20 protein-coding genes are annotated in these 24,311 nt (G+C 62.3%); 8 read left to right on the top strand and 12 right to left on the bottom strand.

Translation table 11 applies throughout. From position 1 onward, the window contains the following. Window positions 1-31: 31 nt before the first annotated feature. From BLT89_RS12920 to BLT89_RS12895, 6 genes are all read right to left on the bottom strand, one after another. Window positions 32-3,076, bottom strand: a complete 3,045-nt coding sequence (locus tag BLT89_RS12920; protein ID WP_090196085.1) for a multidrug efflux RND transporter permease subunit — start codon at window positions 3,074-3,076, stop codon at window positions 32-34. A gap of 25 nt (window positions 3,077-3,101) precedes the next feature. Continuing rightward, a complete protein-coding gene (locus BLT89_RS12915) occupies window positions 3,102-4,238 on the bottom strand; it encodes an efflux RND transporter periplasmic adaptor subunit (RefSeq protein WP_090196083.1) in 1,137 nt (378 codons plus the stop codon). 378 nt (window positions 4,239-4,616) lie between these two features. Beyond that, window positions 4,617-5,711: a DUF1513 domain-containing protein gene (locus tag BLT89_RS12910; RefSeq protein WP_090196081.1), complete on the bottom strand. Its 1,095-nt coding sequence runs from the start codon at window positions 5,709-5,711 to the stop codon at window positions 4,617-4,619. Window positions 5,712-5,720: 9 nt separating this feature from the next. Next, a complete protein-coding gene (locus BLT89_RS12905; protein WP_090196079.1) occupies window positions 5,721-6,785 on the bottom strand; it encodes an imelysin family protein in 1,065 nt (354 codons plus the stop codon). Between the two features lie 10 nt (window positions 6,786-6,795). Next, window positions 6,796-8,208 carry a di-heme oxidoreductase family protein gene (locus BLT89_RS12900; RefSeq protein WP_090196076.1) on the bottom strand — a complete coding sequence of 471 codons (1,413 nt, stop codon included), beginning with the start codon at window positions 8,206-8,208 and terminating at the stop codon, window positions 6,796-6,798. A gap of 88 nt (window positions 8,209-8,296) precedes the next feature. Beyond that, window positions 8,297-9,631 (bottom strand): imelysin family protein, encoded by a 1,335-nt coding sequence (locus BLT89_RS12895; protein WP_090196073.1) that lies wholly within the window; start codon window positions 9,629-9,631, stop codon window positions 8,297-8,299. A 156-nt stretch (window positions 9,632-9,787) separates the two neighbouring features. Here BLT89_RS12895 and BLT89_RS12890 point away from each other — a divergent pair, with 156 nt between their 5' ends. Beyond that, on the top strand, window positions 9,788-10,360 hold the full coding sequence (locus BLT89_RS12890) for a LemA family protein (RefSeq protein WP_090196071.1): 573 nt from the start codon (window positions 9,788-9,790) through the stop codon (window positions 10,358-10,360). Window positions 10,361-10,363: 3 nt separating this feature from the next. Further along, window positions 10,364-11,260 carry a GIDE domain-containing protein gene (locus BLT89_RS12885; RefSeq protein ID WP_090196068.1) on the top strand — a complete coding sequence of 299 codons (897 nt, stop codon included), beginning with the start codon at window positions 10,364-10,366 and terminating at the stop codon, window positions 11,258-11,260. Window positions 11,261-11,290: 30 nt separating this feature from the next. Here the strand turns inward: BLT89_RS12885 and BLT89_RS12880 are convergent, their stop codons facing one another. The 3 genes from BLT89_RS12880 to BLT89_RS12870 form a co-directional block, all read right to left on the bottom strand. Continuing rightward, complete coding sequence (locus tag BLT89_RS12880; protein WP_090196065.1) at window positions 11,291-13,348, bottom strand: putative bifunctional diguanylate cyclase/phosphodiesterase; 2,058 nt, start codon at window positions 13,346-13,348, stop codon at window positions 11,291-11,293. A 170-nt stretch (window positions 13,349-13,518) separates the two neighbouring features. Beyond that, window positions 13,519-14,100 (bottom strand): superoxide dismutase [Fe], encoded by a 582-nt coding sequence (gene sodB, locus BLT89_RS12875; protein ID WP_090196062.1) that lies wholly within the window; start codon window positions 14,098-14,100, stop codon window positions 13,519-13,521. Between the two features lie 195 nt (window positions 14,101-14,295). Next, a complete protein-coding gene (locus BLT89_RS12870; RefSeq protein WP_090196059.1) occupies window positions 14,296-14,895 on the bottom strand; it encodes a LysE/ArgO family amino acid transporter in 600 nt (199 codons plus the stop codon). 106 nt (window positions 14,896-15,001) lie between these two features. Here BLT89_RS12870 and BLT89_RS12865 point away from each other — a divergent pair, with 106 nt between their 5' ends. The 3 genes from BLT89_RS12865 to BLT89_RS12855 all read left to right on the top strand — a co-directional run bounded on the left by BLT89_RS12865 (window position 15,002) and on the right by BLT89_RS12855 (window position 17,967). Next, window positions 15,002-15,892: a LysR family transcriptional regulator ArgP gene (locus tag BLT89_RS12865; RefSeq protein ID WP_090196056.1), complete on the top strand. Its 891-nt coding sequence runs from the start codon at window positions 15,002-15,004 to the stop codon at window positions 15,890-15,892. Window positions 15,893-16,019: 127 nt separating this feature from the next. Next, a complete protein-coding gene (locus tag BLT89_RS12860; protein ID WP_090196053.1) occupies window positions 16,020-16,952 on the top strand; it encodes an alpha/beta fold hydrolase in 933 nt (310 codons plus the stop codon). Window positions 16,953-17,142: 190 nt separating this feature from the next. Further along, window positions 17,143-17,967, top strand: coding sequence for an ATPase (locus tag BLT89_RS12855; RefSeq protein WP_090196051.1), 825 nt, complete (start codon window positions 17,143-17,145; stop codon window positions 17,965-17,967). A 24-nt stretch (window positions 17,968-17,991) separates the two neighbouring features. Here BLT89_RS12855 and BLT89_RS12850 read toward each other — a convergent pair whose 3' ends face one another. Then, on the bottom strand, window positions 17,992-19,191 hold the full coding sequence (locus BLT89_RS12850; RefSeq protein ID WP_090196048.1) for an alkane 1-monooxygenase: 1,200 nt from the start codon (window positions 19,189-19,191) through the stop codon (window positions 17,992-17,994). Window positions 19,192-19,312: 121 nt separating this feature from the next. Between BLT89_RS12850 and BLT89_RS12845 the strand changes: the two genes are divergently transcribed. Together BLT89_RS12845 and BLT89_RS12840 are read left to right on the top strand one after the other, a co-directional pair. Further along, on the top strand, window positions 19,313-20,365 hold the full coding sequence (locus BLT89_RS12845) for an AraC family transcriptional regulator (RefSeq protein WP_090196045.1): 1,053 nt from the start codon (window positions 19,313-19,315) through the stop codon (window positions 20,363-20,365). Next, window positions 20,362-20,937 (top strand): acyl carrier protein phosphodiesterase, encoded by a 576-nt coding sequence (locus BLT89_RS12840; protein ID WP_090196042.1) that lies wholly within the window; start codon window positions 20,362-20,364, stop codon window positions 20,935-20,937. The genes BLT89_RS12845 and BLT89_RS12840 overlap by 4 nt, the downstream gene beginning before the upstream one ends. A 170-nt stretch (window positions 20,938-21,107) precedes the next feature. Here the strand turns inward: BLT89_RS12840 and BLT89_RS12835 are convergent, their stop codons facing one another. After that, window positions 21,108-22,628: a SulP family inorganic anion transporter gene (locus BLT89_RS12835; RefSeq protein ID WP_090196039.1), complete on the bottom strand. Its 1,521-nt coding sequence runs from the start codon at window positions 22,626-22,628 to the stop codon at window positions 21,108-21,110. A 380-nt stretch (window positions 22,629-23,008) separates the two neighbouring features. Between BLT89_RS12835 and BLT89_RS12830 the strand changes: the two genes are divergently transcribed. Then, window positions 23,009-23,890 (top strand): acyl-CoA dehydrogenase middle domain-containing protein, encoded by an 882-nt coding sequence (locus tag BLT89_RS12830; protein WP_090196037.1) that lies wholly within the window; start codon window positions 23,009-23,011, stop codon window positions 23,888-23,890. 96 nt (window positions 23,891-23,986) lie between these two features. On the opposite strand, the gene BLT89_RS12825 is transcribed toward BLT89_RS12830, so the two are convergent. Beyond that, complete coding sequence (locus tag BLT89_RS12825) at window positions 23,987-24,310, bottom strand: Rieske (2Fe-2S) protein (RefSeq protein WP_090196034.1); 324 nt, start codon at window positions 24,308-24,310, stop codon at window positions 23,987-23,989. Window position 24,311 lies beyond the last annotated feature (1 nt).

The following is a 24,311-nucleotide window of genomic DNA, read 5'->3' as shown; positions in this document are numbered from 1 at the left end:
CTTTTTATTGGGCGCTTGTCCTGCGCAGGTTTCAGCTGGCAGTGGCGACGCTGTGGATGTCGCGCTTGCTCAGCAAGGTGTAAATGCTCGGCAGCACGAACAGGGTGAACAGCGTGCCCACCGACATGCCGGTGGCAATCACCAGACCGATGTCGAAGCGGCTGACGGCGCCGGCGCCGCTGGCGACCAGCAGCGGCAGCATGCCGAAGACCATCGCAGCGGTGGTCATCAGTACCGGACGCAGACGAATCGCCGCCGCTTCCTCGACGGCCTCGCGCGCACTCAGGCCTTTCTCCAGGCGCAGGTGGTTGGCGAATTCGACGATCAGGATGCCGTGTTTGCTGATCAGGCCGATCAGTGTGACCAGCCCGACCTGGGTGTAGATGTTCAGCGTGGCGAAGCCGAGGAACAGCGGTATCAAAGCACCACAGATCGACAGCGGCACCGTGACCAGAATTACCAGCGGATCGCGGAAGCTCTCGAATTGCGCGGCCAGCAGCAGGTAAATGACCGCCATGGCCAGGCCGAAGGTAGTGGCCAGTGCGCCGCTTTCCTGGACAAACTGCCGCGAGGCGCCGGCATAGTCAAAGCTGAAGCCTTTGGGGGACTCCTCTTTGGCGATTGCCATGACGCTGTCAATCGCCTCGCCCATGCTGACCAGCGGGAAGCCCTTGATGGTCACCGAGTTGAGCTGCTGGAACTGGCTGAGCTGGGCCGGACGCGCCCGCTCGCTGACCGTCACCAGGGTTGCCAGCGAAACCATCTGGCCCTTGGCGTTGCGTACCGAGTAGTTGCCGATCCAGTTCGGCGAATTGCGCGCCTCGGGCGCGGCCTGGGCGATTACCTTGTAGCTGCGGCCTTCGATGGTGAAGCGGTTGATCTCGCTTTCGCCGAGCAGGGTGGCCAGGGTCTGGCCGATGTCCTGCATGGAGACGCCCATCTGCGCGGCCTTCTCGCGGTCGATATCGATCACCAGTTCCGGTTTGTCGAAGTCCAGATCGGTATCGACAAAGGCAAACTTGTTGCTCGCAGCAACCCTGGCCTTGACGCGTTCGGCCACGTCAAGCAGGGACTCGTACGACGCCGGTGCATTGATCACGAACTGGAAGGGCAGGCCGCTGCCGCCGCCGGGCAGTGACGGCCGGTTGATGGCAAACGCCTTGATGCCGGGGATGGTGTTGAGTTTGGCCTGCAGCTCCGGCAGCACCTCCATCTGGCTGCGGCTGCGTTCATTCCAGGGCACCAGGCCAAAGCCGCCAAAGCTGCTATGCACGCCATCCGATCCGTTGACCAGAAAGGTGCGGCTGTACTCGGGAATGCTCTTGAATATCTCGATGAACTCATCGGTGTTGGCATTCAGGTATTCGAGGTTGTTGGTCTGTGGCGAGCTGGAAAACAGATAGATCATGCTCTGGTCTTCGCTCGGCGCCAGCTCCTTCTTGGTGAAGGTCAGCAGCACCGGGATCAGCAGCAGGATCAGCAAGGCAAACACCAGTACCACCGGGCGCGTCTCCATGCTGTTGTGCAGGGCGCGCTGGTAGCGCTGCTTGAGCCGTTCGAAAATCTGGTCCAGCTTGTGCGCGAGGCCGCCGTCACCGGTGCTTTTCGGCTCCAGCAGCTGGCTGCACATCATTGGTGACAGGGTCAGCGCGACAATGCCGGAGATGATCACCGAGCCGGCCAGGGTCAGCGCGAACTCCTTGAACAGGGCGCCGGTCAGGCCACTGAGAAAACCGATCGGAGCGTATACGGCGGCCAGGGTGATGGTCATCGAGATCACCGGTACGGCAATCTCGCGGGCACCTTCTATGGCGGCATCAAAGGGCGTCTTGCCCTCATCGATGTGCCGATGGATGTTCTCCACCACCACGATCGCATCATCCACCACCAGACCGATCGCCAGCACCATGGCCAGCAGGGTCAGCAGGTTGATCGAGTAACCCATCAGCTGCATGAAGAACAGTACGCCGATCATCGACAGCGGAATGGTGATCACCGGAATCAGCACCGAGCGGAACGAGCCGAGGAACAGGAACACCACGGCAATCACGATGATCACGGCTTCGGCGAGGGTGCCGATGACTTCGTCGATCGAGGCCTGGATGAACTTGGTGGCATCGTAGGCCACATCGAGGTGCAGGCTCTCCGGTAACTGGGCCTCAATTCCCGGCAGCTGGTCACGAACATGCTTGATCAGTTCCAGCGGGTTGGAGCTGGGGGTGCCCTTGATGCCGATGTATACCGAGGGCACCCCGTTCATCGACGACACCATGTCGTAGCTTTCCGAGCCCAGCTCGACGCGGGCGATATCACCCAGGCGGATCCGGCTGTCGCCACTGACCTTGATCGGTATGTTGGCAAAATCCTCGGCGTTATTCAGCTCGGTCTGCGCGTTCAGGCTGGTAACCACCAGTTCGCCTTCGATTTCACCGGCGGTGGACAGGTAGTTGTACTGGCGAATGGCGGTGTTCACATCATTGGCGGTGATGCCGTAGGCCGACAGTCGTGCCGGCTCCAGCCAGATGCGCATGGCAAAGACCATGTTGCCCATGACCTCGGCCTTGGCCATGCCGGGCAGGGTGGCGAGCTTGGGTTGAACCACGCGGTAGATGTAGTCGGTGGTTTGCTGCGGGCTCATTTCCTTGCTGGAAAAGCTCAGGTACATCAGCGCGTGACCGTCACTTTCCTTTTCCAGCAGCGGGTCCTGCGCCGCGGGCGGCATGCTGCTTTTGACTTCGTTGGCCTTGGCCAGCAGTTCGGTGAGCAGCTTGTCGCTGTCGCTGCCCATGCGCGCATAGACCGAAATCACGGAAACGTTCTGGCGGCTCTGCGAGGTCATGAAGTCAATGCCTTCGGCACTGGCCAGACTGTTCTGCAATGGCTGGGTGATGTAACCCTGGATAGTTTCGGCATTGGCGCCGGGGTACGCGGTGGTGACCGTGATCAGCGCGTTTTCCATTTCCGGAAACTCGCGCACGGCCAGATTCTTGAAGGCCTGGAAACCGAGCAGCACGATCAGCAGGCTGATGACGGTAGCCAGCACCGGACGGCGGATAAACGGATCGGTAAAGGCCATCGGGATCAGGTCCTTGCAGTCGCAATCATTGGGCAGCGGTTTTGCGCTGTGCGGGGTCTTTGGTCAGCTTGATCAGGGTGCCGTCATCCAGCTTCAGCTGGCCATTGGTGACAACCTGCTCGCCGGCCTTGAGGCCGCTGCGTATGTGAACGCGGGCGTCACGGCGCTCGCCGGCTTCCACGTTGCGCCGCTGGGCAATCAGTTCAGGCTGGCCATCGGCATCCAGCAGCGGTTTGCCGTCGGCATCCAGCCTGGGCGCCACCACAAACACGGTATTGCCATACAGGGTGAAGGTCACGGCGGTTTCCGGAACCACCACGGCGTCCTGCTGCTCGCCGTATTGCACTGCCAGTCCGGCGAACATGCCGGGCAGCAGCCGTTCGCCGGGATTATCCAGGCTGGCGCGGATCTGCACGTTGCGCGTGTTGGTTTCCACCTTGGGGCTGATGGCAACGATTTGCGCCTGGAAAACTTCACCCGGATAGGCCGAAACGGTTGTCAGCACGGTCTGCCCGACTTTCAGTAACGGCAGATTCTGTTCCGGCAGGAAAAAGTCCAGATAGAGTTTGTCGAGGTTCTGCAGGGTGGCGAAGGGGGTGCCATAGGACAGTTGCGAGCCGACATCGACCTTGCGGATGCCGATGGTGCCGGCGAACGGCGCACGGATTTCCTTCTTCGCCAGCACCGCTTTGAGCTGGGCAACCACGGCTTCGGATTTAGCCAGCTCGGCCGCCAGCCGGTCGAACTCGCTCTTGGCCAGCACCTGGCGCTTGAGCAGATCCTGGGCGCGCTTGAACTCGATACGGGCCAGTCCGAGGGACGCTTCGGCAGTTGCCAGTGCGGCCTTCTCGACGGAATTTTTCAGCTGCACCAGCGGCTGGCCGCGCTCGACGCGCTGACCGGAATCAAACAGCACCTGCTTGACCTGGCCGCGGGTTTCCGAGGTCAGTTCGACGCCCTGAAAGGCGGTCAGACTGCCGACGGTGGCCAGCTGTGATTGCCAGGGCTGGCTGTTGGCCTCGACTGCCGATACATACACCGGCTTGGGTGGTGCGGCCAGCATTTGCAGCTGCTGGTATATCGAGTAACCCTTGTACGAGCCGAGCGCCACTACAACAAGCAGTGTGGTGCCCAACATGATCAGCATGCGGCGTCGCAACATGATCCGGTTCCTTGGCTAACAGGCGAAATGCAGATGGGGTAGGGGCAGCTGAGGCCGTAAATGCACGGCTAACCCGTGTGCTGCGCCGATCTGTGGCGGATGATAAACGTCCAGACGCCAATCTGCATGGGCCTGTTCGGCGTGCGTGGCGCAGGTGCGCCGGGCCTTGCCCCCGGGCATTCTGCCAGCCGCCGACTGCAATTGCTCCGGACCGGCGCTACAGGCCGCGTCCCGCAAGGGGTGCGCTTTGCCGGCGGAGCGCAGCGGGCGGCACCAGCGCGGACAGGCAACGCGTGGCGGGGTGCATTCCTGCAACAATCTGTTGCGTCAGTATGGCCACTGCCTTGCCGGTCTGGACCCTGTTCAGCCGGGGCGGACTCAGGCCAGCCGCAGGTGGTTGTCCCAGAGTCCTGCCGGCAGTTGCAGCGGCTGGCGTGCGATGCTGCTGCCACGGCAGTCGTAAGCCCGACAACCGCTGACGCCGGAGCTGGCGACAAAGCCGTCGGCACAACTGGCCACGCCGGCACAGTCAGGCAGATGCTCCTCCAGAAGCAGGCGGCCGTTATCCATGTTCCAGATGAACAGGCGGTTGCCGCGCGGTGCGCTCAGCGCGATCAGGCGCAGTTCGCTGTGGATCGCCACACTGGCGCAGTACTGCTGCATGGTCTGGCGCTGTGCATCGGCCAGCGGAAACGCCTGCAGGGGTTGTCCGGGGCGCTTGATGGCGAGCAGCGCGGCGTTGTCGGTCAGCTCGCCCTGATACTGCTGGGCGGTGACGATAGTGCCGTCACTGGCCACCGCCAGATGGCGGATGCTGTTCAGCCGCTGCGGCAGAAGGTCCTTGCCCAGCAGCGTGCCGTTGCGATCGAGCAGCACCAGGCTGGATTCCATTTCCAGCGGATTGAGCGGTGTGCGGCTGTCGGCCTCGGTGCGAATGCCACCATTGGCCACGACCAGGGTCTGGCCATCCGGCATCCAGGCCAGCTGGTGCGGGCCGATGCCATGGCTGGACAGCTCCTGCTGGCGCTGCAGGCGACGACCCTGCAGCTGATAGACGCCAAGCACACCGCGACCGGGGTCACTGGTGTCGTTTTCCGTGCTGTACAGCCAGTTGCCACTGCGGTCGAACAGGGCGTGGCCGTAAAAGTGCCGCCCGGCCGGTGATTCGAGGGTCTGCAGCAGCCGGCCATCGCGCAGGTCGAGCAGGTAGCTCTGGGTACCGGGCCGGCGCGCGACGAACAGTGCCAGCGGCAGGGCAGGGTGCACGCTGATGTCATGACAGCGTTGCGCCACCGCAGTGCTGAACTGCAGGCGGCCGTCCAGCCGGTAGCCGACCGCATAGTGCTGTCCGGCACTGTCATCGCGGGCCGACAACAACAGCGGCTGCCCGTTATGGTGGGCCAGACTCCAGCCGCCCAGACCGCCTGCGGCCAGCAGTGCAGCACTCAGGCCGAGAAATGTACGTCGTTGCATTGACGCCCCTCAGTCGCCGTCATGGGCGTTGAAGCCCAGTTGCACGTCGAGCGCCTTGGCCAGATCGCGTTCGTGCAGGCGATGCAATTGATCAAGACTGCTGTACAGCGCCTGCAACTGGCTGCGTGCCCGGTCACTGGCGAATAGTTCGGTCAGCGATTGTTGCAGCATCTCCAGTTGTTGCCGGGTGTCGGCATAGGCCTGGTCGATTTGTCTGGCCAACGGCTGCTGGCTGTCATCCAGCAGGCTGCGCAGTCCGTTGTCCGGCTCACCCTGCCAGACCTGCTGGGCACTGGCGAGACCGGCTGCGAGGTTGCCCAGCGAGCCGCCACTGCGCCAGGCATCGGCCTGATAGGGTTGTGGTGTGCCCTTGCTCTGTACGCCGAGGGGCGTGCCGAGTTTTTTCTTCATCACGTCCAGGCCGGTGACCTGGGCCCGCAGCAGGTCGGCGATAGCCTCATGGGCGTCGGCGTAGCGCGTGTTGGGAAAACTTTCCAGCTTGCTGGCGATGCCGTCTGCAGCTTCCCAGTCTTCGAAGACTTCGTCGGCAAGCAGTTTCTGGTGGCGGGCGATGCCCACCAGCAACGTGCAGTAGCGCTCCTTGTCGGCCTTGCGGGACAGGTCAATGGCCGGATCAAACAACAGGTATTCATAGGCACTCAGGCCCTGCACCACCACGCTGGCCTGCTCCAGATCGTTCTGCCCGGGCTGCGGTGTCTTGTCCAGCAGGGCTTCGATCTGGCGCCCGACCAGGTTCTTCTTGTCCGGCCAGAATTGTACTTGCCAGCTGCGGTTGCCCTCGGTGATCAGGCCCAGCTGCAGTGGCTGCAGGGCCGCCCAGGCGGTTTGCGTGACCAGCAGTTTTTTGCGTGCTGCATCCAGTTCAATGCTGCCGGCGCACAAGGCTTCGGCGCTACCGGTCAGTTGCTGGCTGCTGACGGCCCAGGCGGCATAGGCCGGCTTGAATACATGCTGGGCCAGGGCGCTGCTGGTGCGGGTTTGCGGGTCCGGCGCAGAACAGGCGGCCAGCAGCAGACTGAAGGTCAGCAGGGTTAGGCGAACTGGATGCAGCATACACAGCTCCTTAGAGTGAATTGAGAAAGGCCAGCAGTGCCTGGCGCTGATCGGCGCTGAATGCTGCAACCTGTTGCCGGGACGCTTCGGCCTCGCCGGCATGCCAGAGTATCGCTTCCAGCAGGTTGCGTGCGCGGCCATCATGCAAAAATTGCGTATGCCCGCTAACCGTGGCGGTCATCCCGATACCCCACAGCGGTGCGGTGCGCCACTCGCGGCCAGTGGCGAGAAACTCCGGCCGATTGTCGGCCAGCCCGTCGCCCATATCATGGAGCAGCAAGTCGCTGTATGGACGGATTTTCTGCTGACTAAGTTCCGCTTCCGCAGCGTTGCTCCGGGTAGTGAAGCCGGGCACGTGACAGGCGGCACAGCCGGCCTGATGAAACAGCGCCTTGCCTTGCAGAACCTGCGGGTCGTCAACCTTGCGCCGCGCTGGCACGGCCAGATTGCGGCTGTAGAACAGTATGCTGGCGAGAATTTCAGGGCTGACTTCGGGCTCGCCACCATTGGCTTGCTGGCGGCAGGCGCGCTGGTTGTCACTGCAGTCATCAACGGCTATCAGCTGGCTGGTCAGGCCCAGGTCGCCGGAAAAGGCTGCGGCATTCTGCTGGTTCAGGCTGGGCTGGCCGGCCTTCCAGCCAAAGCGGCCCAGTACGCTTTGCTGGCGCTGGATATCCCATACGCGGTTGGCGCGCCCGCTGATGCCATCGCCATCCAGATCCTCCGGGTCGGCATTGGCCAGCAGGTCTGCCTCGCTGATGGCCTCGAGCAGGCCGAGGCCGATCATCGGTGGCGCAGTGCGCAGGGAAAATTGCGTCTGCGGGTGCAGCGGCCCATAGCCCAGCTGGCTCAACACAAGCTCCGGCCGGCGCAGCTCTACCTGGCTGCCATCAGCCAGGGTGACCTGCTGGTAGTGCCAGTCGAGGCGAATCCTGCCCTCGGCGGCGTGCCCCGGGATGGCCATATCCTGCAACTGGCTGCCATAGACGGGTTCGGCGACCACGCCTTGTGTGCGCAAGATTTCCTCGTCGCCGGGCCGGGCCGGGATCGACAGGCGCAACAGCATGGATACGGCACTTTCAGCGTTGGCCGCCGGCGGATGGCCGCGACCATCCTTGATGTGGCAGTTCTGGCAGGCATTGGTATTGAACAACGGCCCCAGACCATCACGGGCCGTGGTGGTGGAAGGTGCAATCACCCAGGGGTTGCGAAAGAAACTGTTGCCCACGCTGAAATCCAGACGGCGGCTGGGCGTGAGGTTGGCCGAGGGCAGGGAGAACGCCTGCGCATCGTGCTTGTGCACGCTGGTGGCACCGCCGGACAGGGCTTCGCCAGGTTCGGCGCGGGAGAAGTCGTTGGCTGGCTCACAGGCAGTGAGCAGCAGGATCAGTAGTGGGGCCAGCCGGTGCAGGTTGGCACGCATATCGGGTTTGCCTTGGTGTGCGGGAAGTAGGCCAGCGTCAGCGGTACAGCGCAAAGTTTCAGCTCTTGCGCTGTACCGCTGGAGCAGATCAGAACTGGTGGTCTGCGCTATCGGCTTGCAGATCGCTGATGCCCAGCTTGCCGGCGGCTTTTTCAATGCTGGTGGTCTGCTTGACCAGTGCGGCAATCGCGTCGCGGATCAACTGCTGACCGGCCTGGTTGTCGGCGGCAATCAACTGGTCAAAGTGCTGGTTGTCCTGCTCGGCGCTGTCGACGATCTTCTGCAGGCTGGCTTCACTGGCGGCCAGTTCGGCTTGCAGCTGCTGGTCGGCCGGGGCATCCACTGCTGCCAGCAGGCTCGACAGGCTGGGGCCGCTGAGGGTAGTGCCGTCGAGTTTGCGGTACTCGCCCAGATACACGTTGCGGATGCCCTTGGCATCATAGAAGTGCGAGTTGTGCGTGTTGTCGCTGAAGCAGTCCTGCTCGTCTTCGGTGGAGTTGGCTTCCAGGGCAACCTTCATGCGCTCGCCGGCCAGTTCGCCGAGAGACAGGCTGCCCATGCCGAAGAGCATCTTGCGCAGACCGCTATTGGCCGGTTCGGCCTCAAGTTGGGCGCGGTAGTTGTCAGCGACGCCGGCCTGCCATTGGCCGACCATGTAGCGCAGGTCGCTGACCAGCAGGGTGGTGGCGGCCTTGAGGTATTCACGACGGCGCTCGCAGTGACCGCCCGTACAGCTGGCATCCAGCGCGAAGTCGCTGGCCGGGCGCTCGCCGGCACCGGGATTGCTGCCGTGCAGGTCCTGGCCCCAGAGCAGAAACTCGATGGCATGGTAACCGGTGGCGACGTTGGCTTCGGAGCCGCCCAGCTCGTTGAGGCTGGCCAGCAGTTCCGGGGTGATGACGCGCAGATCAAGCTGCTCTTCGCCTATCGGCAATTGTGCATTGGCGATGATATTGGCCTGCGCGCCCGGGTTGCCCAGAGCGAACTGGTAATCCGCCGCCACGTAATCGATCAGCCCTTCATCAAGCGGCCAGGCATTCAGCTGGCCTTCCCAGTCGTCGACCACCGGGTTGCCGAAGCGGAATACCTCGCTTTGCATATACGGCTTGCGGGCCACCAGCCAGGCTTCGCGAGCCAGTTGCAGGTTGGCCTCGTTGGGCTCGGCGAGAAGCTGGTTGATTGCGCTTTGCAGCGCTTCGGCGCTCGTCAGGGCATCAGTGAACACGGCAAAGGCGAGGTTGGCATACTGCTTGACCACGGCGGCGGCCTGTTCCGGCGCAGGGCCGGGCATCGCGCTCGGGGTGGCAGCGGTAGCTGCAGAGGTGCTGGTGGCGGCGTTGCCGGTGGCGGATTGTTCGTCACCGCAGCCACTGAGCAACAAGGCAATGGAGAGCAGGCTGGCGGTAAAGGGTAAGCGCGGCATCGGTGAATTCCTTGATTGGCGGGTTCATGCTGATTTGTAGTTAACAATAATGTTAATGCGAAACATTTCTATTAACAAGTCGGCGTTTTGCCTGCGCCTTTGCCTGCGGGGCTGGTCTGGCTAGAATGCGCCAAGCCCTACGGAGAAACCTAAGTCATGAGCCTGGTCAGTGTTGCGCTAGTAGTTGCCCTGTTGTTCTGCCTCGCCTATGGCGTGATCATCTATAACGCGCTGGTGCGCCTCAAGCACGGGATTGGCAAGGCCTGGTCGAATATCGATGTGCTGCTCAAGCAACGGCATGACGAGTTGCCCAAGCTGGTGGAAACCTGCAAGCAATACATGCAGCACGAACGCAGCACCCTGGAACAGGTGATCAGTGCCCGCAATGCGGTATCCAGCGCCCGGGAAAAGCACGATGTGGGCGCCCTGGGCAAGGCCGAGAGCGGACTGCGTGCCGGCCTCGGGCAACTGTTTGCGCTGGCCGAGAACTACCCGGAGCTGAAAGCCAACGAGAGCTTCCAGTTCCTGCAGCAGCGCATCAGTGGTCTGGAGAACGGCATTGCCGATCGGCGCGAGCTGTACAACGAAGCGGTCAACCTGAATAACGTGCGTATCGAGCAGTTTCCCGATGTGCTGCTGGCGCGTCATTTCGGCTTCAAGGCGGCGGAGTTGTTGCAATTCAGCGAAGCCGAAAAGGCCGATGTGAATATCAAGCAGCTGTTCGGCTAACTGATGGATGTTCCCGGACTGGCCATCAGTCTGGCCTTCAGTGGCGGCGCTTTTGTCGGTGGCGGCTGGTGGTGCCTGCGGCGTCTGACCCAGCTGCGCTTCCTGCTGGACACGCCGACTTCGAAAATCCGTTCTGCGGCCCAGGGCTATACCGAGCTCTATGGCCTCTTGCGCGAGCTGCCGCAAAGCCAGGTGCGCGGTCCGCTGACCGGCAAGCCCTGCGTCTGGTGGCGTTTCAAGATCGAAGAACAGCGCAGTGATGGCAAGCAGCGCGAGTGGCGTTCGCTGGAGAGCGGCAGCAGCGATGCCTGGCTGGAACTGGAAGATGCTACCGGCGCCTGCCTGATCAACCCGCATGGGGCTGAAGTGCGGCCGTCAACCCGCGAGGTCTGGAGTGGCAAGCAGCGGCATCCGCTGCGGGTACAACAGCAGAATCGCCTGCTCGGTTTGCTCAACAGCGGGCGGCGTTATCGCTATACCGAAGAGCGCCTGCATGCCGGCGAGCCACTGTATGCCATCGGTGAATTCCGGACGACGGGTGCCAGCCAGCAGGGCTTTGATCCGGCGGCTGCCCAGGGTGCGGTGATTCGTGAATGGAAAAGCGATTTTGCCGGTTTGCTGCAGCGCTTTGACCAGGACGCCAGCGGTCAGCTGGAAGATGCCGAATGGCAGCGGGTACGCCAGGCGGCTGCAACAGAGGCAGCCGTGCGCCACCGGCAGGCCGCTGCCGCGCCAGCGCGCAACGAGCTGCGCAAGCCGAGCGAAGCGCAACCTTTCATTCTCTCGAGCAAGGGCGAGGATGAGCTGGCCAGAGGGTTTCGCTGGCAGGCACTGGCAGGTGCGCTTTTCTGTCTGGGCGGTGCGCTGGCGAGCGCCTGGCTGGTCAACAACCAGTTGTAACAGGCCCTGCTGCACCGCCAGCGGCCGGCTTCAGGCCAGCCGATGAGGCCCGGCAAGGCGTCGGGCTTTTTTGATGAACAGGCCCATTTCATGGGCGGTCAGTGGCTTGCTGTAGAAGTAACCCTGACCTTCATCGCAACCCTCATTGATGATGTAGGCTTCCTGCTCGGCAGTCTCCACCCCTTCGGCGGTGACCTGCTTGCGCATGTTTTTCGCCAGTTGAATGATGGTCCGCACAATGCTGACATCGTCATCCTGCGGGTTGAGCTGGCTGATGAAGCTCTTGTCGATCTTGATTCTGTCCAGCGGCAGGGTTTGCAGATAGCTCAGGGATGAATAGCCGGTACCGAAATCATCAATGGCGATCAGCGCGCCGGACCCGCGCAGGCTTTTCAGGTTCTGCAGCGAGGTGCTGACATCCTGCATCAGGCCGGTTTCGGTCACCTCCAGTTCGAGGCTGCGGGCTGGTAGCCGGTAGACCTGCATCAGGTTGCTGACCAGTCGCGGCAGCTCGGCGTGACGTAACTGTACGGTGGACATATTGACCGCCATGCGCAGGCCGCTGAAACCCTGGTCATACCATTCGCGCAACTGCCGGCAGGCCTGTTCCAGCACCCATTCGCCGATGGCGATGATGGTTTCGTTCTGCTCTGCCAGCGGTATGAACACTTCGGGTGGGATCGCCCCGTGTTCGGGATGTTGCCAGCGCAGCAGGGCTTCGACACCGGCGATCTGCTGGGTGTGATAGTCGATCTGCGGCTGGTAAACCAGATGCAGTTCATTGCGTGCCAGCGCTTCGCGCAGGTGCTTCTGCAGTTCGCGGCGGCGGCGTACTTCGTTATCCAGGCTGGCAATGAAAAACTGGTAGCGGTTGCGTGAGCGCGTCTTGGCCAGGGTCATGGTCTGCTCGGCCTTGAGCAGCAATTGCTCGGTGTTGTCACCGTCTTCGGGATACAGGGTGATGCCGATGGTGGCATGCAGGCGTATGGAGTACTGCTCGAGCACAACCGGTTGTTCCAGGTCGTCGATAAGTAGCTGCGCCAGTTCGGCTGCCTCGTAGGGCTGGTCGATTCTTGACTGTACGAGGACGAACTGGTCGCCACCCAGGCGGGCCAGGGCAGTCTGTTGGCCGTTATGGCTGCGCAGGCGTCCCGCCAGGGCGATCAGCAGTTCGTCGCCGGTCTGATAGCCGAACTGTTCGTTGATGCCCTTGAAGTCATCCAGGCCGATGCACAGCACGGCAACCCGCTGCTTGTGGCGAGCCGCATCGACGAGTATCTGGTCGAGCAGTTCATGCAATTGCCTGCGGTTGGGCAGGCCGGTAAGAATGTCGTGCCGCGACATGTGCTGCAGGTCGGACTCGGCTTCGGCGCGCAGGTTGGTATTGCGCTCGATCGAGGTGAGCAGCTCGTTGGCAGTGTTGATCCAGATGCCCAGCTCGTTTTTGTCGTGGCCCTTGAGCATGGGTAATTTATGCTCACCCGGCCGGTCCGGGTTGATGTTGGTCAGGTGTTCGATGATCCGCGTCAGCGGCCGCGTCAGCAGCAGGTGATAGACCAGATACAGCATGAGGCCCATGGCCAGCGAACGCAGCAGGCCGGAGGTAAAGATGATCAGGGCGTTATTCAGGAAGCGCTGGCCATAGGGCTCGGTATCCAGGGTGATGCGCAGATCACCGAAGTGCTCGCTGTAAGGGCCGCGGCCGGAAAGTTCGGTGCTGAAGCTCTGCTGCTCGCCGAACAGGCGGTCGGTTATCCAGCGGCTTGAAGACGTGCGCAGCGGGCGCTGTTTTTCGGCGAGCGCCGGACCGTCCGGGTTGCCGATGCCGGCGTAGGTGACGGCTTCGTGCTGGAACAGTCCTTCGACAACCTGCATGCCCATCTCCTTGTCCAGGCTGTAAACCGCCTGGGTCGAAGGGTCGCGAAACATGCCGAGAATGCGCTGGGCATCTTCGGTTATCTGCTGCCGGGTCTGGGTAATATCAAAGAATATCTGCCCGAAGCTGATGACCACGCCCACGGCCAGCGCTGATAAAAGCACCACACGCAATAGCTTCAGCGACAGGCTGTGCTTGAGCTTCATCTTCAATAAAGGAATTCCTCATGCCGTTGAGCGCACAATGCGTATCAGTATCGGTACTGCTAGGCGGCTCGTCAAAGTGCTTCAGCCGGGATAAGGGCAAATACCTTGGGGCAGGTAATGCCGGCTGCAAAAAAAAGCCCCGACAGGCGGGGCTTTTTCGTTCGCGCTATCTGTAATCAGGCGGCGAAGTTCTTCGCCACGAAATCCCAGTTGACCAGGTTCCAGAAAGCCTCGACATACTTCGGACGCATGTTGCGGTAGTCGATGTAGTAGGCGTGCTCCCAGACATCACAGGTCAGCAGCGGCTTGTCGCCGGAAGTCAGCGGGCAGCCGGCACCGATGGTGCTGGCCAGCGCCAGGGAGCCGTCAGCTTTCTTCACCAGCCAGCCCCAGCCGGAGCCGAAGGTGCCGACCGAAGTCTTGGTGAACTCTTCCTTGAACTTGTCGAACGAGCCGAAGGCCGCGTTGATCGCATCCGCCAGGGCGCCGGTTGGTTCACCGCCACCGTTGGGGCTCAGGCAGTTCCAGTAGAAGGTGTGGTTCCAGATTTGCGCGGCATTGTTGAATACGCCACCGGAGGAAGTCTTGATGATGTCTTCCAGGCTCTTGCCTTCGAACTCGGTGCCCGGAACCAGATTGTTCAGGTTCACCACGTAGGCGTTGTGGTGCTTGCCATGGTGATATTCCAGGGTCTCGGCCGACAGGTGTGGCTCAAGGGCGTTTTTTTCGTAAGGCAGCGCTGGCAATTCGAAAGCCATGGTTGATCTCCTAAGCAGGTCTGGATGTGCGGGGACATGCAGCGGGTAATGAGGACAACCTCGACCGCCGCGAGGGCAAGATCATACACCCGGCAAGGGGCTATATCCATGTAACAACTGTGTAGTCAGGTTACTGCAGGCCCTTGGCGAGCGCTACCCCGCGCCTGATCTGGCGGCACGGGGCAGGCGTGGGTACTAGTCCAGTATCAATTGCGCGGCCACTGCAAACATCATGCAGGCGACCAGAATATCCAGCATCCGCCAGGTGGCCGGACGCGCCAGCCAGGGCGCCAGCCAGGCAGCGCCAAGAGCCAGGCTGAAGAACCACAGCAGCGATGCACTGGCCGCACCGGCGGCATAGGCCGCAGGGGCGGCTTGCTGGGCACCGAGCGAGCCGATCAGCAGCACGGTATCCAGGTAGACGTGCGGATTGAGCAGGGTCACCGCCAGCGCGCTCATCAATACCGCCTGGCGTGAGCGTGCCGGTGTGCTGCCGTCTTCGTTCAGGCCCTGCGGACGCAGGGCGCGCAACAGGGCGCGGGCGCCATACCAGAGCAGAAATGCTGCCCCGCCCCAGCGCGCGATGGCCAGCAGCAGCGGGCTGTGCAGCAGCAGACTGGCCAGACCGAAGACCCCGGCGGCGACCAGCAAGGCGTCACACAGCACACACAGTCCGGCGACCAGCAGGTGATGCTCGCGGCGCAGGCTCTGTGCCAGCACGAAGGCGTTTTGTGCGCCGATTGCCATGATCAGGCCGATCGCGACCAGCAGTCCATTCAAATAGCTTTGCCACATGGCGATATTCCCTGGTTGATCAACGGGTTTGAATTGCTGGCCATTCTGGCCATCCGGAGTGTATAAGAAAAACAAATATTACTGATCCTGCATAAGGAAAACTTATTTGCTCGATTACAAACTGTTGAGCGCATTGGCGGCCGTGGTGGAGCAGGGCGGATTCGAACGGGCGGCACAGGTGCTGGGGCTTTCGCAGTCGGCGGTGTCGCAACGCATCAAGCTGCTTGAAGCGCGCCTCGGCCAGCCGCTGCTGTTGCGTATCTCGCCACCGCAGCCAACCGAGGTCGGCCGGCGTCTGCTCAACCATGTGCAACAGGTGCGTTTACTCGAGCGCAACCTGCATGGTCAGGTGCCGGGGCTGGATAGCCAGGCCCTGCCCGAGCGGCTGCGGGTTGCCCTGAATGCGGACAGTCTGGCGACCTGGTGGGCGCCGGCCGTTGAGGATTTTTGTGCGAGCAATGATCTGCTGCTGGAACTGGTGGTGGAGGATCAGGCGGTTGGCCTCAAGCGCATGCGCGCCGGCGATGTGGCGGCGTGCGTATGCGCTGCAGAGGTGCCGGTGAGCGGAGCGCGCTGCGAGCCACTGGGGGCGATGCGTTATCTGGCACTGGCCAGCCCGCAGTTCATGCGCCGGTATTTTCCGGATGGCTTTGCCCTGGCGGCTTTGCCGCAGGTGCCGGCGATCGTGTTTGGCGCCGATGACCGCCTGCAACACCGCTATCTGGAAGCGCTGGGTGTGACCGGGGGCTTTGTGCATCACCTGTGTCCTTCGTCGGAAGGTTTCGTGCAGTTGGCGCTGGCCGGTCTTGGCTGGGGGCTGGTGCCGGCGTTGCAGGCGCAGGAACAGCTGGCGCGAGGCGAACTGGTCGAGTTGCTGCCGGGTCAGCATGTGGATGTGCCGCTGTACTGGCACCACTGGCGTCAGGGCGGCGAATTGCTCGACAGCCTCACCGGCCATTTGCTCCGGGCCACGCGCAGCAAACTGATTCCCCTTTAGTAGCTGAGCCGGATCGTCAGTCTGCGAGTGTGTAAAGCGCGCGATCAAATCTTCGTTTGGGCAACCGCTGCTGCCGCAGCGTGCTAACTTTCCCCGCTGCACAATCAATTGTCTGCAAGGTATCGTCATGAAAAAGCTACTGATCGGTGTTGTTCTGCTGTTCGCCGCCATCGCCGCGACCCTCTACCTGTCACCGGCCACTCTGCTGACCACCATTCAGTTCGCCCAGCGTGAGATGGCTGGGCTGACCGCGAAGCAGGTGCAGGTGGGCGATAGCACTATTCATTATCTGGAAGGCGGATCGCAGGCTGCCCCAACGGTATTGCTGCTCCACGGTTTTGCCGCAGACAAGGATCAATGGTTACCCTTCGTCCTTCAGCTGAGCAGTCAATACCATGTCCTTGCGCTGGATTTGCCTGGCTTTGGCGAAAACAGCAAGAATCCCGATGCCGCTTATGATGTCGGGGCGCAGGCCGAGCGGCTGGCTGCATTCATCCGGCAGCTGGGCATCCACCAGCCGAATATTGTCGGCAGTTCCATGGGTGGCTGGATCGCGGCACTGCATGCGGCGCGCTATCCAGATCAGGTGAGCAGTGTCGCGTTGTTCGATAATGCCGGGATCACTTCACCGCAACCCAGCGAGTTTCAGCTGATTCTGGAGCGCGGGGAGGCGAATCCGCTGCTGATCAGTAGTCCGGAGGATTTCGACCGGCTGATGCCGCTGATATTCGTCAAGCCGCCGCAGGTGCCCGGCCCGCTCAAACAGCTGGTGATCGATAAGGCGATTGCCAGTCATGAGTTCAATCAGGAGATCTTTGCGCAACTGCTTGAGCATTACATCCCGCTGGAGCCGGTGCTGGCGCGTATAAAGGTACCGGTTCTATTGCTCTGGGGCGCTCAGGACAAAGTATTCGACGTTTCGAGTATCGAAGTGATGAAGCCCCTGCTGAAACAGCCCAGCGTGGTGATCATGCAGGACTGCGGGCATGCGCCGATGGTCGAGCGTCCGGAAGAAACGGCTACACATTACGAGGCGTTTCTCGACAGTATCAAGGGCTGAGCCGCGTCTGCATGGCGTGACCGGAAGGGCGTCGGCAGGTCAAGTTCGTCAGCGCTTGCCGGCACGCAGGCAGGCGGTTGGCGCAGAATTGTCCCTTCGTCATCTGCCCGTAGCGCAGCTGCCAGTCTGCAGCGGCAACCCGTTATACTGCGCGCCTTTCTGATTGCCGGCCCGGGCCGAAGGTTTATTCATGCGTAACGATGCTCTCGACGAGCTGGAAGTCGTCCCCAGTCTGACCACCGATGCGCGCGATCGCGCCGACTTCGGCTATGCCACCAAGCCGGAACCAGCGCAGCGTGCTGCAGCCGCAAGCAGCAAGCCGGCAGCACCGGCGAAGAAGGCCAGCACTGCGCCACTCTGGGCGCTGCTGGTGGCGGTACTGATTGCCTTCGGCAGTCTGGCCTGGTGGAGCTCCCGGCAGATTGCCCTGCTCAACCAGCAACTGGTGGCCACCCAGTTGAGCTTCGCACAGATCAGTGAAGAGGCCGCCGGGCGGATCAAGGATATCTCCGGCAAGGTGGTCGCCACCGAGTCCACGGCAACCACCGAGACCGAATCACTCAAACTGCGCGTCAGGCAACTGGAAAACCAGCTGGCCGAACTGGGCAAGCAGCAGCAGAGTGTCCAGGGTCAGCAGAGCGGGCAGGCCAAACAGATAAGCGGTGTGGTCGCCGATCTGCAAAGCCAGCAGGCCGCGCTGAAGTTGTCCGCGGACAAGCTGCAGACACTCGCAACCGCGCAGGAGCAGCTGCAGGCCGCGCAAGCCTCACTGGCTGCCGTGGATGCGCGCAGCAAGGCGCAGGCTGCGGATATCGAAACACTCAAGCAACAGGCCAAGGGCATTACGCGGCTCGAGCAGGATCTGCTGGTGCTCAGCAGTCAGCTCGACAACCAGGCGGCCAAGGGCAACAACACGGCCGAATTCGATGCCTTCCGTGCCCAGATGACGCGCAGCCTGAGTACCCTGCAGAGTCAGATCCAGACCCTGCAACAGCAGATCAGCGGCAAGCAGTAAGCCGCCCCGGTGCCAGCGTCCGCTTCAGGCGGCGCTGGCTTGTGGCGACTCTTCGCTGAGACCGTACTGGCGCATCAGCTGATTGCGCTTGGCCGCCTCGAAATGAATCCTGCGCACATCACCGTCACAGGCCGCGATGACCCGCGGGTTCATCACGCGAAACCACAGCGGCGGAATATAGGCGACCAGGAACATGCCGAAGTAGCCGTTGGGCAGTGTCGGCAGGTCGGGGAAGTCGCGCAGCGACTGGTAGCGCCGGGTCGGATGCGCATGGTGGTCGGAGTGCCGCTGCAGGTGCAGGGTCGCCCAGTTGGAGAACAGGTGGTTGCTGTTCCAGGAGTGGTGTGGCTGGCACTGTTCGTAGCGGCCGTTGGGCAGCTTCTGGCGCAACAGGCCGTAGTGCTCGATGTAGTTGGCCGAGGTCAGCTGAAAGGCGCCCCAGAAAGCGGTGATCAGCAGGAACGGCAGCAATTGCAGGCCGAACAGGCTGATCAGGGTGCCATACAGCACAACGCTGATCAGCGCCGGCTGCAGAATTTCGTTGTCCAGACTCCACAACGATTTGCCGGCACGCTGCAGCCGCTCGCTTTCCAGATCCCAGGCGCGGAAGAAGCCGCCGGGCATTTCACGGAAGACGAAGCGGTAAATGCTTTCCCCCATGTGCGATGAAGCCGGATCTGCCGGCGTCGCCACATCACGGTGATGGCCGCGGTTGTGCTCGATGAAGAAGTGTCCGTAGAAGCCCAGCGCCAGGGTGATCTTGGCCAGCCAGCGCTCCAGTTGCGGTTTCTTGTGGCCCAGTTCATGGCCCAGATTGAGGCCGTAACCCAGGGTGCCGCCGGCACTCAGGATTACTGCCAGCACGCCGTACCAGGGCAGGTCGTGGGTGCCGACAAAAGCCGCGCTGACGATGAAATTCAGCCACAGCAACGGCACCAGTGCATAGGTGATCCGGCGATAGTAAGGATCGGCTTCCAGTGCCGGGACTGCCGCTTCCGGCGGATTGCTCAGGTCCTCGCCGAGCAGGTAGTCGAGCAGCGGCACGATCAGGTAGAAGAAGCCGGGGCCCATCCACAGCCAGAAGATTTCCGGACTGACCAGCACATAGAGTGCCGGGCCGGCCAAGGCCAGCGCCGGTGACAGGACAGAAAACAGCCACAGGTAGCGTTTGCGGTCGCGGTAGGCCGGCGCGCCAACCCCGGAGCTTGCAGTCAGTTCACTCATCGGGCATCTCCTGATGCTCTGCTTGTTTTCAGAGTAGAACGCGGAAGTGAATGCAGCAGCACCGTTGTGCTGGGCAATTTATCGTCATATTGTGACAGCTGGATAATTATCTGGAATCTCCATGCCGCGCGCTGCCGATTACCTGCAACCGACCATGCATCCGGTCTATGCCCGTTTGCTGTGCATGGATCTGCGCAAGCGCGGCTTCAGTCAGGAGCAGATTCTGGCCGGCAGCGGGCTGGACTGGCAGGCGCTGCACAGCGAGAACCGCCTGCTCAGTCTGGAGCAGATGGGCCGGCTGGTGCTGCAGGCGGAAACCCTCAGCGGCTGTCCCTGGCTGGGCCTGGAAGTGGGCGCCATGACCCAGGTGGCCGCCCATGGTCAGCTCGGTTATGCGGCGGTCGCCAGTGCCGACCTGCGCAGCCTGATCGGGGTGATCCAGCGCTATAGTCCGTTGCGCCTGAGCGGGCTGCACCTGCAGGGTGCGGAGACTGGCGAGCGTTTTGAAATGCTTGCGCTGGAGCGCTTCGAGATGCGCCGTATCAGTGAGTTTATCTATGGCAATCTGGCGACGATTTCCCTGCGTCTGCTGGAAACTGCCAGTGGCACCCTCGACCTGCAACAGCTGCGTTTTGCCTTTCCCTTTGCCCGGCCGCAATGGGCCGCGGAGTACCACCGCTTTCTGGGGCCGAATATCGAGTTTGACGCAGCGGTGTACCGCTTCAGCATGCCGCTGGAATGGCTCGACTGGCCGTGCCTGACCGCCGATGCCGAGCTGGCGCGACTGGCCTTGCGCGATTGCGAATACCAGTTGCAGCACCTGAACCAGACCGATGGCTGGAGCGGCCGGGTGCGCCAGCGCCTGCTCACGGCGGAAGGGCGCTATCCGACCCTGGACGAGCTGGCTGAAGAATTCCATATGTCCACGCGCACGCTGATCCGCCGCCTGCGCGAAGAAGGCAGCCAGTATCAGGAACTGCTCGATCAGGTGCGCCAGGAACTGGCCTGCTGGCTGCTGGTGCATACCGAGCTGAGCATCGAAGCGGTGGCCGAGCGCCTGGGTTACAGCGACACCAGCAACTTCAGCCGGACTTTCCGCCGCTGGCTGGGCATGCCGCCGAATGCCTTTCGTGCCAGCCGGGATGAAACAGCGCCGCAGCAGAATCTGCCATGAACTATCTGGCCCATCTGCATCTGGGCGGCGAGCAGCCGGCGCAACTGCTTGGCAGTTTGTATGGCGATTTCGTCAAGGGCTGGCTCAGGGGCCAGTGGCCGGCAGACATCGAAGCGGCCATTCGCCTGCATCGGCGCGTGGATGTGTTTACCGATACGCATGCCCTGGTAGCGCGGGCCCGGGCGCGTTTTCCGGTGGAGCGGCGGCGCTATTCCGGCATCCTGCTCGATCTGTTTTTCGATCACTGCCTGGCACGCTACTGGCAGGATTATGCCGAGCAGCCGTTGCCGCAGTTCACTGGCCGGGTCTATCAGGTGTTGCTCGACGAGCCGAACCTGCCCGGCCATCTGGCACAGATCGCGCCGCGCATGGCCGCCCAGGACTGGCTGGGCAGCTACAGCGAATTCGCCACGCTGGAACTGGTGCTGGCCGGTATGCAGCGGCGCCTCAGTCGCCCCGAAGGGCTGGACGGTGCGCTGGCCGAGCTGGAGCAGCTGTATGAACCGCTGCTCGGCGACTTTCGCGCGTTCTATCCGCAGCTGCAGGCGTTTGCGGAGCAGCAACGTCGCTAGGGTTTCATTGACTACGTCAGGCAAGCAAGAATGGACGAAGTGCAAATCATGTAGGAGCGGGCTTGCCCGCGATGCATTGCTTGAGGCCCTGTCGCGGCCAAGGCCGCTCCCACAAAAGCGTCTGCAGAGCTGGCAGCACGTAACTGATACATAGCCTTTGCCTTGGCTTATTAGCCGAGCTTGTTGTCGGCGATGTGATAGTGCGGATCTTCGAACTCGTTGACCTCGACCATGTCCTTGGCCCGCCCCAGCAGTTCCAGGCAGTCCGGGCTCAGATGGCGCAGATGCAGGATCTTGCCCTCGCTCAGGTAGCGCGCCGCCAGCGCGTCGATGGCTTCGACGGCGGAATGGTCGACCACCCGTGCCTGACGGAATTCGATCACCACATGTTGCGGGTCGCCCTTGGGATCGAACAGGCCGGCAAAATTGGCCGCCGATGCAAAGAACAGCGTGCCCTGCAGTTCGTAGACCTTCCAGCCGTTGGCGTCGATCCGGCTGTGGGCGATGATCTGCTTGGCGTGCTGCCAGGCGAATACCAGCGCGGCGAAAACCACGCCGGCCAGTACCGCCACGGCCAGATCGGTCAGTACGGTGATCACGGTGACGCCGATCACGGTGATCGCGTCCTCGCGGGAGATCTTGCGCAGGGTCTGCAGGCTGCCCCAGGCGAAGGTTTTTTCGCAAACCACGAACATCAGGCCGATCAGTGCCGCCAGCGGAATCATCTCGATCCATTGCGAGAGGAACAGGATGAAGCCGAGCAGGAACAGCGCGGCGACTATGCCGGACAGGCGATGCCGCGCGCCGTTGTTGATGTTGATCATGCTCTGGCCGATCATCGCGCAGCCGCCCATGGTGGCGAAGAAACCGCCGGTGATGTTGGCCAGACCCTGGGCCATGCACTCACGATTGGGCTTGCCACGGGTATCGGTCATGGCATCGATCAGGTTCAGCGTCAGCAGGGTTTCGATCAGGCCGATGGCGGCGAGGATCAGCGCGTAGGGAAAGATGATGTACAGGGTTTCCAGGTTCAGCGGCACCTGCGGCAGGTGCAACATCGGTAGCCCGCCGGCAATCGAGCCCATGTCGCCCACGGTCTTGGTTTCGATGCCGAAGGCAGCGACCAGACCGGCCACCAGCAAAATCGCCCCCAGCGAGGAAGGAATCATAGTGGTCAGGCGCGGCAGCAGATAGATGATGGCAATGGTCAGGGCGATCAGGCCGAGCATCACGTACAAGGCACTGCCACTCAGCCAGACACTCTGGCCCGTGCTGTCGAGGCTCTGGAAATGGCCGAACTGGGCGAGAAAGATGACGATGGCCAGACCGTTGACGAAGCCGAGCATTACCGGGTGCGGTACCAGGCGGATGAACTTGCCCAGTTTGAAGGCGGCAAACAGCAACTGCAGGCAGCCCATCAGCACCACAGTGGCAAACAGGTACTCGGCGCCGTGCTGCACCACCAGACTGACCATCACCACCGCCAGCGCGCCGGTGGCGCCGGAAATCATGCCGGGACGGCCGCCCAGCACGGCAGTGATCAGGCAGATAAAGAAGGCGGCATACAGGCCGGTCAACGGGCTGACCTGGGCGACCAGGGCAAAGGCGATGGCTTCCGGCACCAGCGCCAGCGAAACGGTAATGCCGCTGAGAATGTTGGTTCTCAGGTCGGCGGGGGTGAGGCCAGTCATGCAAAAGCTCCTGGGCGTGCCGGCAAGCGTGGGCACGCGCGGTAGTCAAAAAAGCAGATGAGGCGCCAGGCAAGTAATGCGCTACGGCGCTGTATACGGGTTGTGCAGGTGAAGCGAAGGCAGCTGTTGCAGCCGATCAATCGGAAAAAGTGCAAGCAGCAGGGTTCGGCGGACGGCAATTATCACCGCTAGCGGCTGAAACGGCCAGTTGCAATGGACAGTCGGGGTGGATTGTTGTCTCGTCCGGCCAATTGTCCCGATTGCCGCAGAACACTTGTGCAGGGGCATATACTTGGCGGGCGAGTTCGAATTCGGCTGACTGGCCCTGTGCCCGAGCTATCTGGCAAACGCCGGCATGATTACCGTGGAGGACATTCGACATGAGCTGGACCCAACTGCTGGAAAATACACCGCGCTTGCCTGCCGCGCCCCTCGATGACTGGTTTGCTGCGCTATTGCAGGCTTGTCCGAATGTCGGGACTTTCGAATTGGCGGTAACAGGCGGTCGTCGTGCGGCAACCCCGGGGCTGGCATTTCTGGCGGGCTATCAGGCGGCGCTGCGGGTGCTCTGGCCGTCGGCGCCGGCGAGCCTGGGCGCGCTCTGTGTGACCGAGAACAAGAGCACGCGACCGGCAGATATGAGCACGCGGCTCAGCGGCCTGCTGCTCAGCGGGCGCAAGGATTTCGTCACCGCCGGCGATGCTGCCGACTGGCTGCTGGTGGCCGCGCGCGAGGAAGCGACCGAGCAGCCGCCGCGTCTGGCACTGGTGGTGGTGCACCAGGGCGCGCCCGGAATGCGTGTGGAGAATTTGCCGGCACTGCCGCTGATGCCGGATATCGGCCATGCCCGCTTGCACCTGCACGAGGTCAATTGCCAGCGGCTGGCCGGCGATGGCTGGGATGACTACGTGAAACCCTTCCGCAGTATCGAGGACGTGCATGTGCTGGCGGCGTTGACCGCCTGGCAGTACGGCATCGGGCGGGAGAGTGACTGGTCGCAGGCGCTGCAACTGCGCCTGCTGGCCCTGCTGGCCGGTTGCGCCGAAGTGGCCCGCAGTGACCCCTCGGCTGCAGTAACCCATGTGCTGCTGGCCGGCCTGTTTGCCCAGCAGCAGGCGTTACAGGCGGAACTTGACCAGGCTTTTGCCGCGGGACCGGAACACTGGGCAGCCCTCTGGCAGCGGGACCGCAATTTGTTGGCCATTGCCTCTACGGCAAGGGCCAGACGGCTGGACAAGGCGCTGGCAACCCTCGGTTTGTAGGGTGACAGTGTTGTAGGGTGGGCTTCAGCCCACCGTAACCAAACTCGAGTCTAAATGGTGGGCTGAAGCCCACCCTACGGCCACCCTATGCCCACCTTACGGATGTTCGAGCAGCCAGATGCCTTGGGCATCTTCCTGGCAGGGCAGGGCGCGCAGGGATTGTCCGGCGCAGGGTCCGGCCACGCATTCGCCGTTGTCGATCAGAAACAGTGCGCCGTGGGTCGAGCACTGCAGCAGGCTGCCGCTGTGGTCGAGAAACTGGTCGGCCACCCATTCCAGCGGTACGCCCCGGTGCGGGCAGCGGTTTTCGTAGAGATAGACCCGGCCCTGCTGGCGTACGGCCAGCAGACGCAGTTCAGCGAGGGCAAAGCCGCGGCTCTGGCCTTCGGCGAGATAAGTACTGGGACAAAGCAGTTGCATC

The sequence above is a fragment of the Pseudomonas pohangensis genome (genome assembly GCF_900105995.1).
Lineage (GTDB): Bacteria > Pseudomonadota > Gammaproteobacteria > Pseudomonadales > Pseudomonadaceae > Aquipseudomonas > Aquipseudomonas pohangensis.
This window is presented reverse-complemented; position numbering and strand designations above follow the sequence as displayed.

What these genes read in the sequence shown, in the direction of transcription:
- BLT89_RS12920 (WP_090196085.1), bottom strand. Translation starts at nt 3,076, where the DNA reads ATGGCCTTTACCGATCCGTTTATCCGCCGTCCGGTGCTGGCTACCGTC.
- BLT89_RS12915 (WP_090196083.1), bottom strand. Translation starts at nt 4,238, where the DNA reads ATGTTGCGACGCCGCATGCTGATCATGTTGGGCACCACACTGCTTGTT.
- BLT89_RS12910 (WP_090196081.1), bottom strand. Translation starts at nt 5,711, where the DNA reads ATGCAACGACGTACATTTCTCGGCCTGAGTGCTGCACTGCTGGCCGCA.
- BLT89_RS12905 (WP_090196079.1), bottom strand. Translation starts at nt 6,785, where the DNA reads ATGCTGCATCCAGTTCGCCTAACCCTGCTGACCTTCAGTCTGCTGCTG.
- BLT89_RS12900 (WP_090196076.1), bottom strand. Translation starts at nt 8,208, where the DNA reads ATGCGTGCCAACCTGCACCGGCTGGCCCCACTACTGATCCTGCTGCTC.
- BLT89_RS12895 (WP_090196073.1), bottom strand. Translation starts at nt 9,631, where the DNA reads ATGCCGCGCTTACCCTTTACCGCCAGCCTGCTCTCCATTGCCTTGTTG.
- BLT89_RS12890 (WP_090196071.1), top strand. Translation starts at nt 9,788, where the DNA reads ATGAGCCTGGTCAGTGTTGCGCTAGTAGTTGCCCTGTTGTTCTGCCTC.
- BLT89_RS12885 (WP_090196068.1), top strand. Translation starts at nt 10,364, where the DNA reads ATGGATGTTCCCGGACTGGCCATCAGTCTGGCCTTCAGTGGCGGCGCT.
- sodB (WP_090196062.1), bottom strand. Translation starts at nt 14,100, where the DNA reads ATGGCTTTCGAATTGCCAGCGCTGCCTTACGAAAAAAACGCCCTTGAG.
- BLT89_RS12870 (WP_090196059.1), bottom strand. Translation starts at nt 14,895, where the DNA reads ATGTGGCAAAGCTATTTGAATGGACTGCTGGTCGCGATCGGCCTGATC.
- BLT89_RS12860 (WP_090196053.1), top strand. Translation starts at nt 16,020, where the DNA reads ATGAAAAAGCTACTGATCGGTGTTGTTCTGCTGTTCGCCGCCATCGCC.
- BLT89_RS12855 (WP_090196051.1), top strand. Translation starts at nt 17,143, where the DNA reads ATGCGTAACGATGCTCTCGACGAGCTGGAAGTCGTCCCCAGTCTGACC.
- BLT89_RS12850 (WP_090196048.1), bottom strand. Translation starts at nt 19,191, where the DNA reads ATGAGTGAACTGACTGCAAGCTCCGGGGTTGGCGCGCCGGCCTACCGC.
- BLT89_RS12845 (WP_090196045.1), top strand. Translation starts at nt 19,313, where the DNA reads ATGCCGCGCGCTGCCGATTACCTGCAACCGACCATGCATCCGGTCTAT.
- BLT89_RS12840 (WP_090196042.1), top strand. Translation starts at nt 20,362, where the DNA reads ATGAACTATCTGGCCCATCTGCATCTGGGCGGCGAGCAGCCGGCGCAA.
- BLT89_RS12835 (WP_090196039.1), bottom strand. Translation starts at nt 22,628, where the DNA reads ATGACTGGCCTCACCCCCGCCGACCTGAGAACCAACATTCTCAGCGGC.
- BLT89_RS12830 (WP_090196037.1), top strand. Translation starts at nt 23,009, where the DNA reads ATGAGCTGGACCCAACTGCTGGAAAATACACCGCGCTTGCCTGCCGCG.
- BLT89_RS12825 (WP_090196034.1), bottom strand. Translation starts at nt 24,310, where the DNA reads ATGCAACTGCTTTGTCCCAGTACTTATCTCGCCGAAGGCCAGAGCCGC.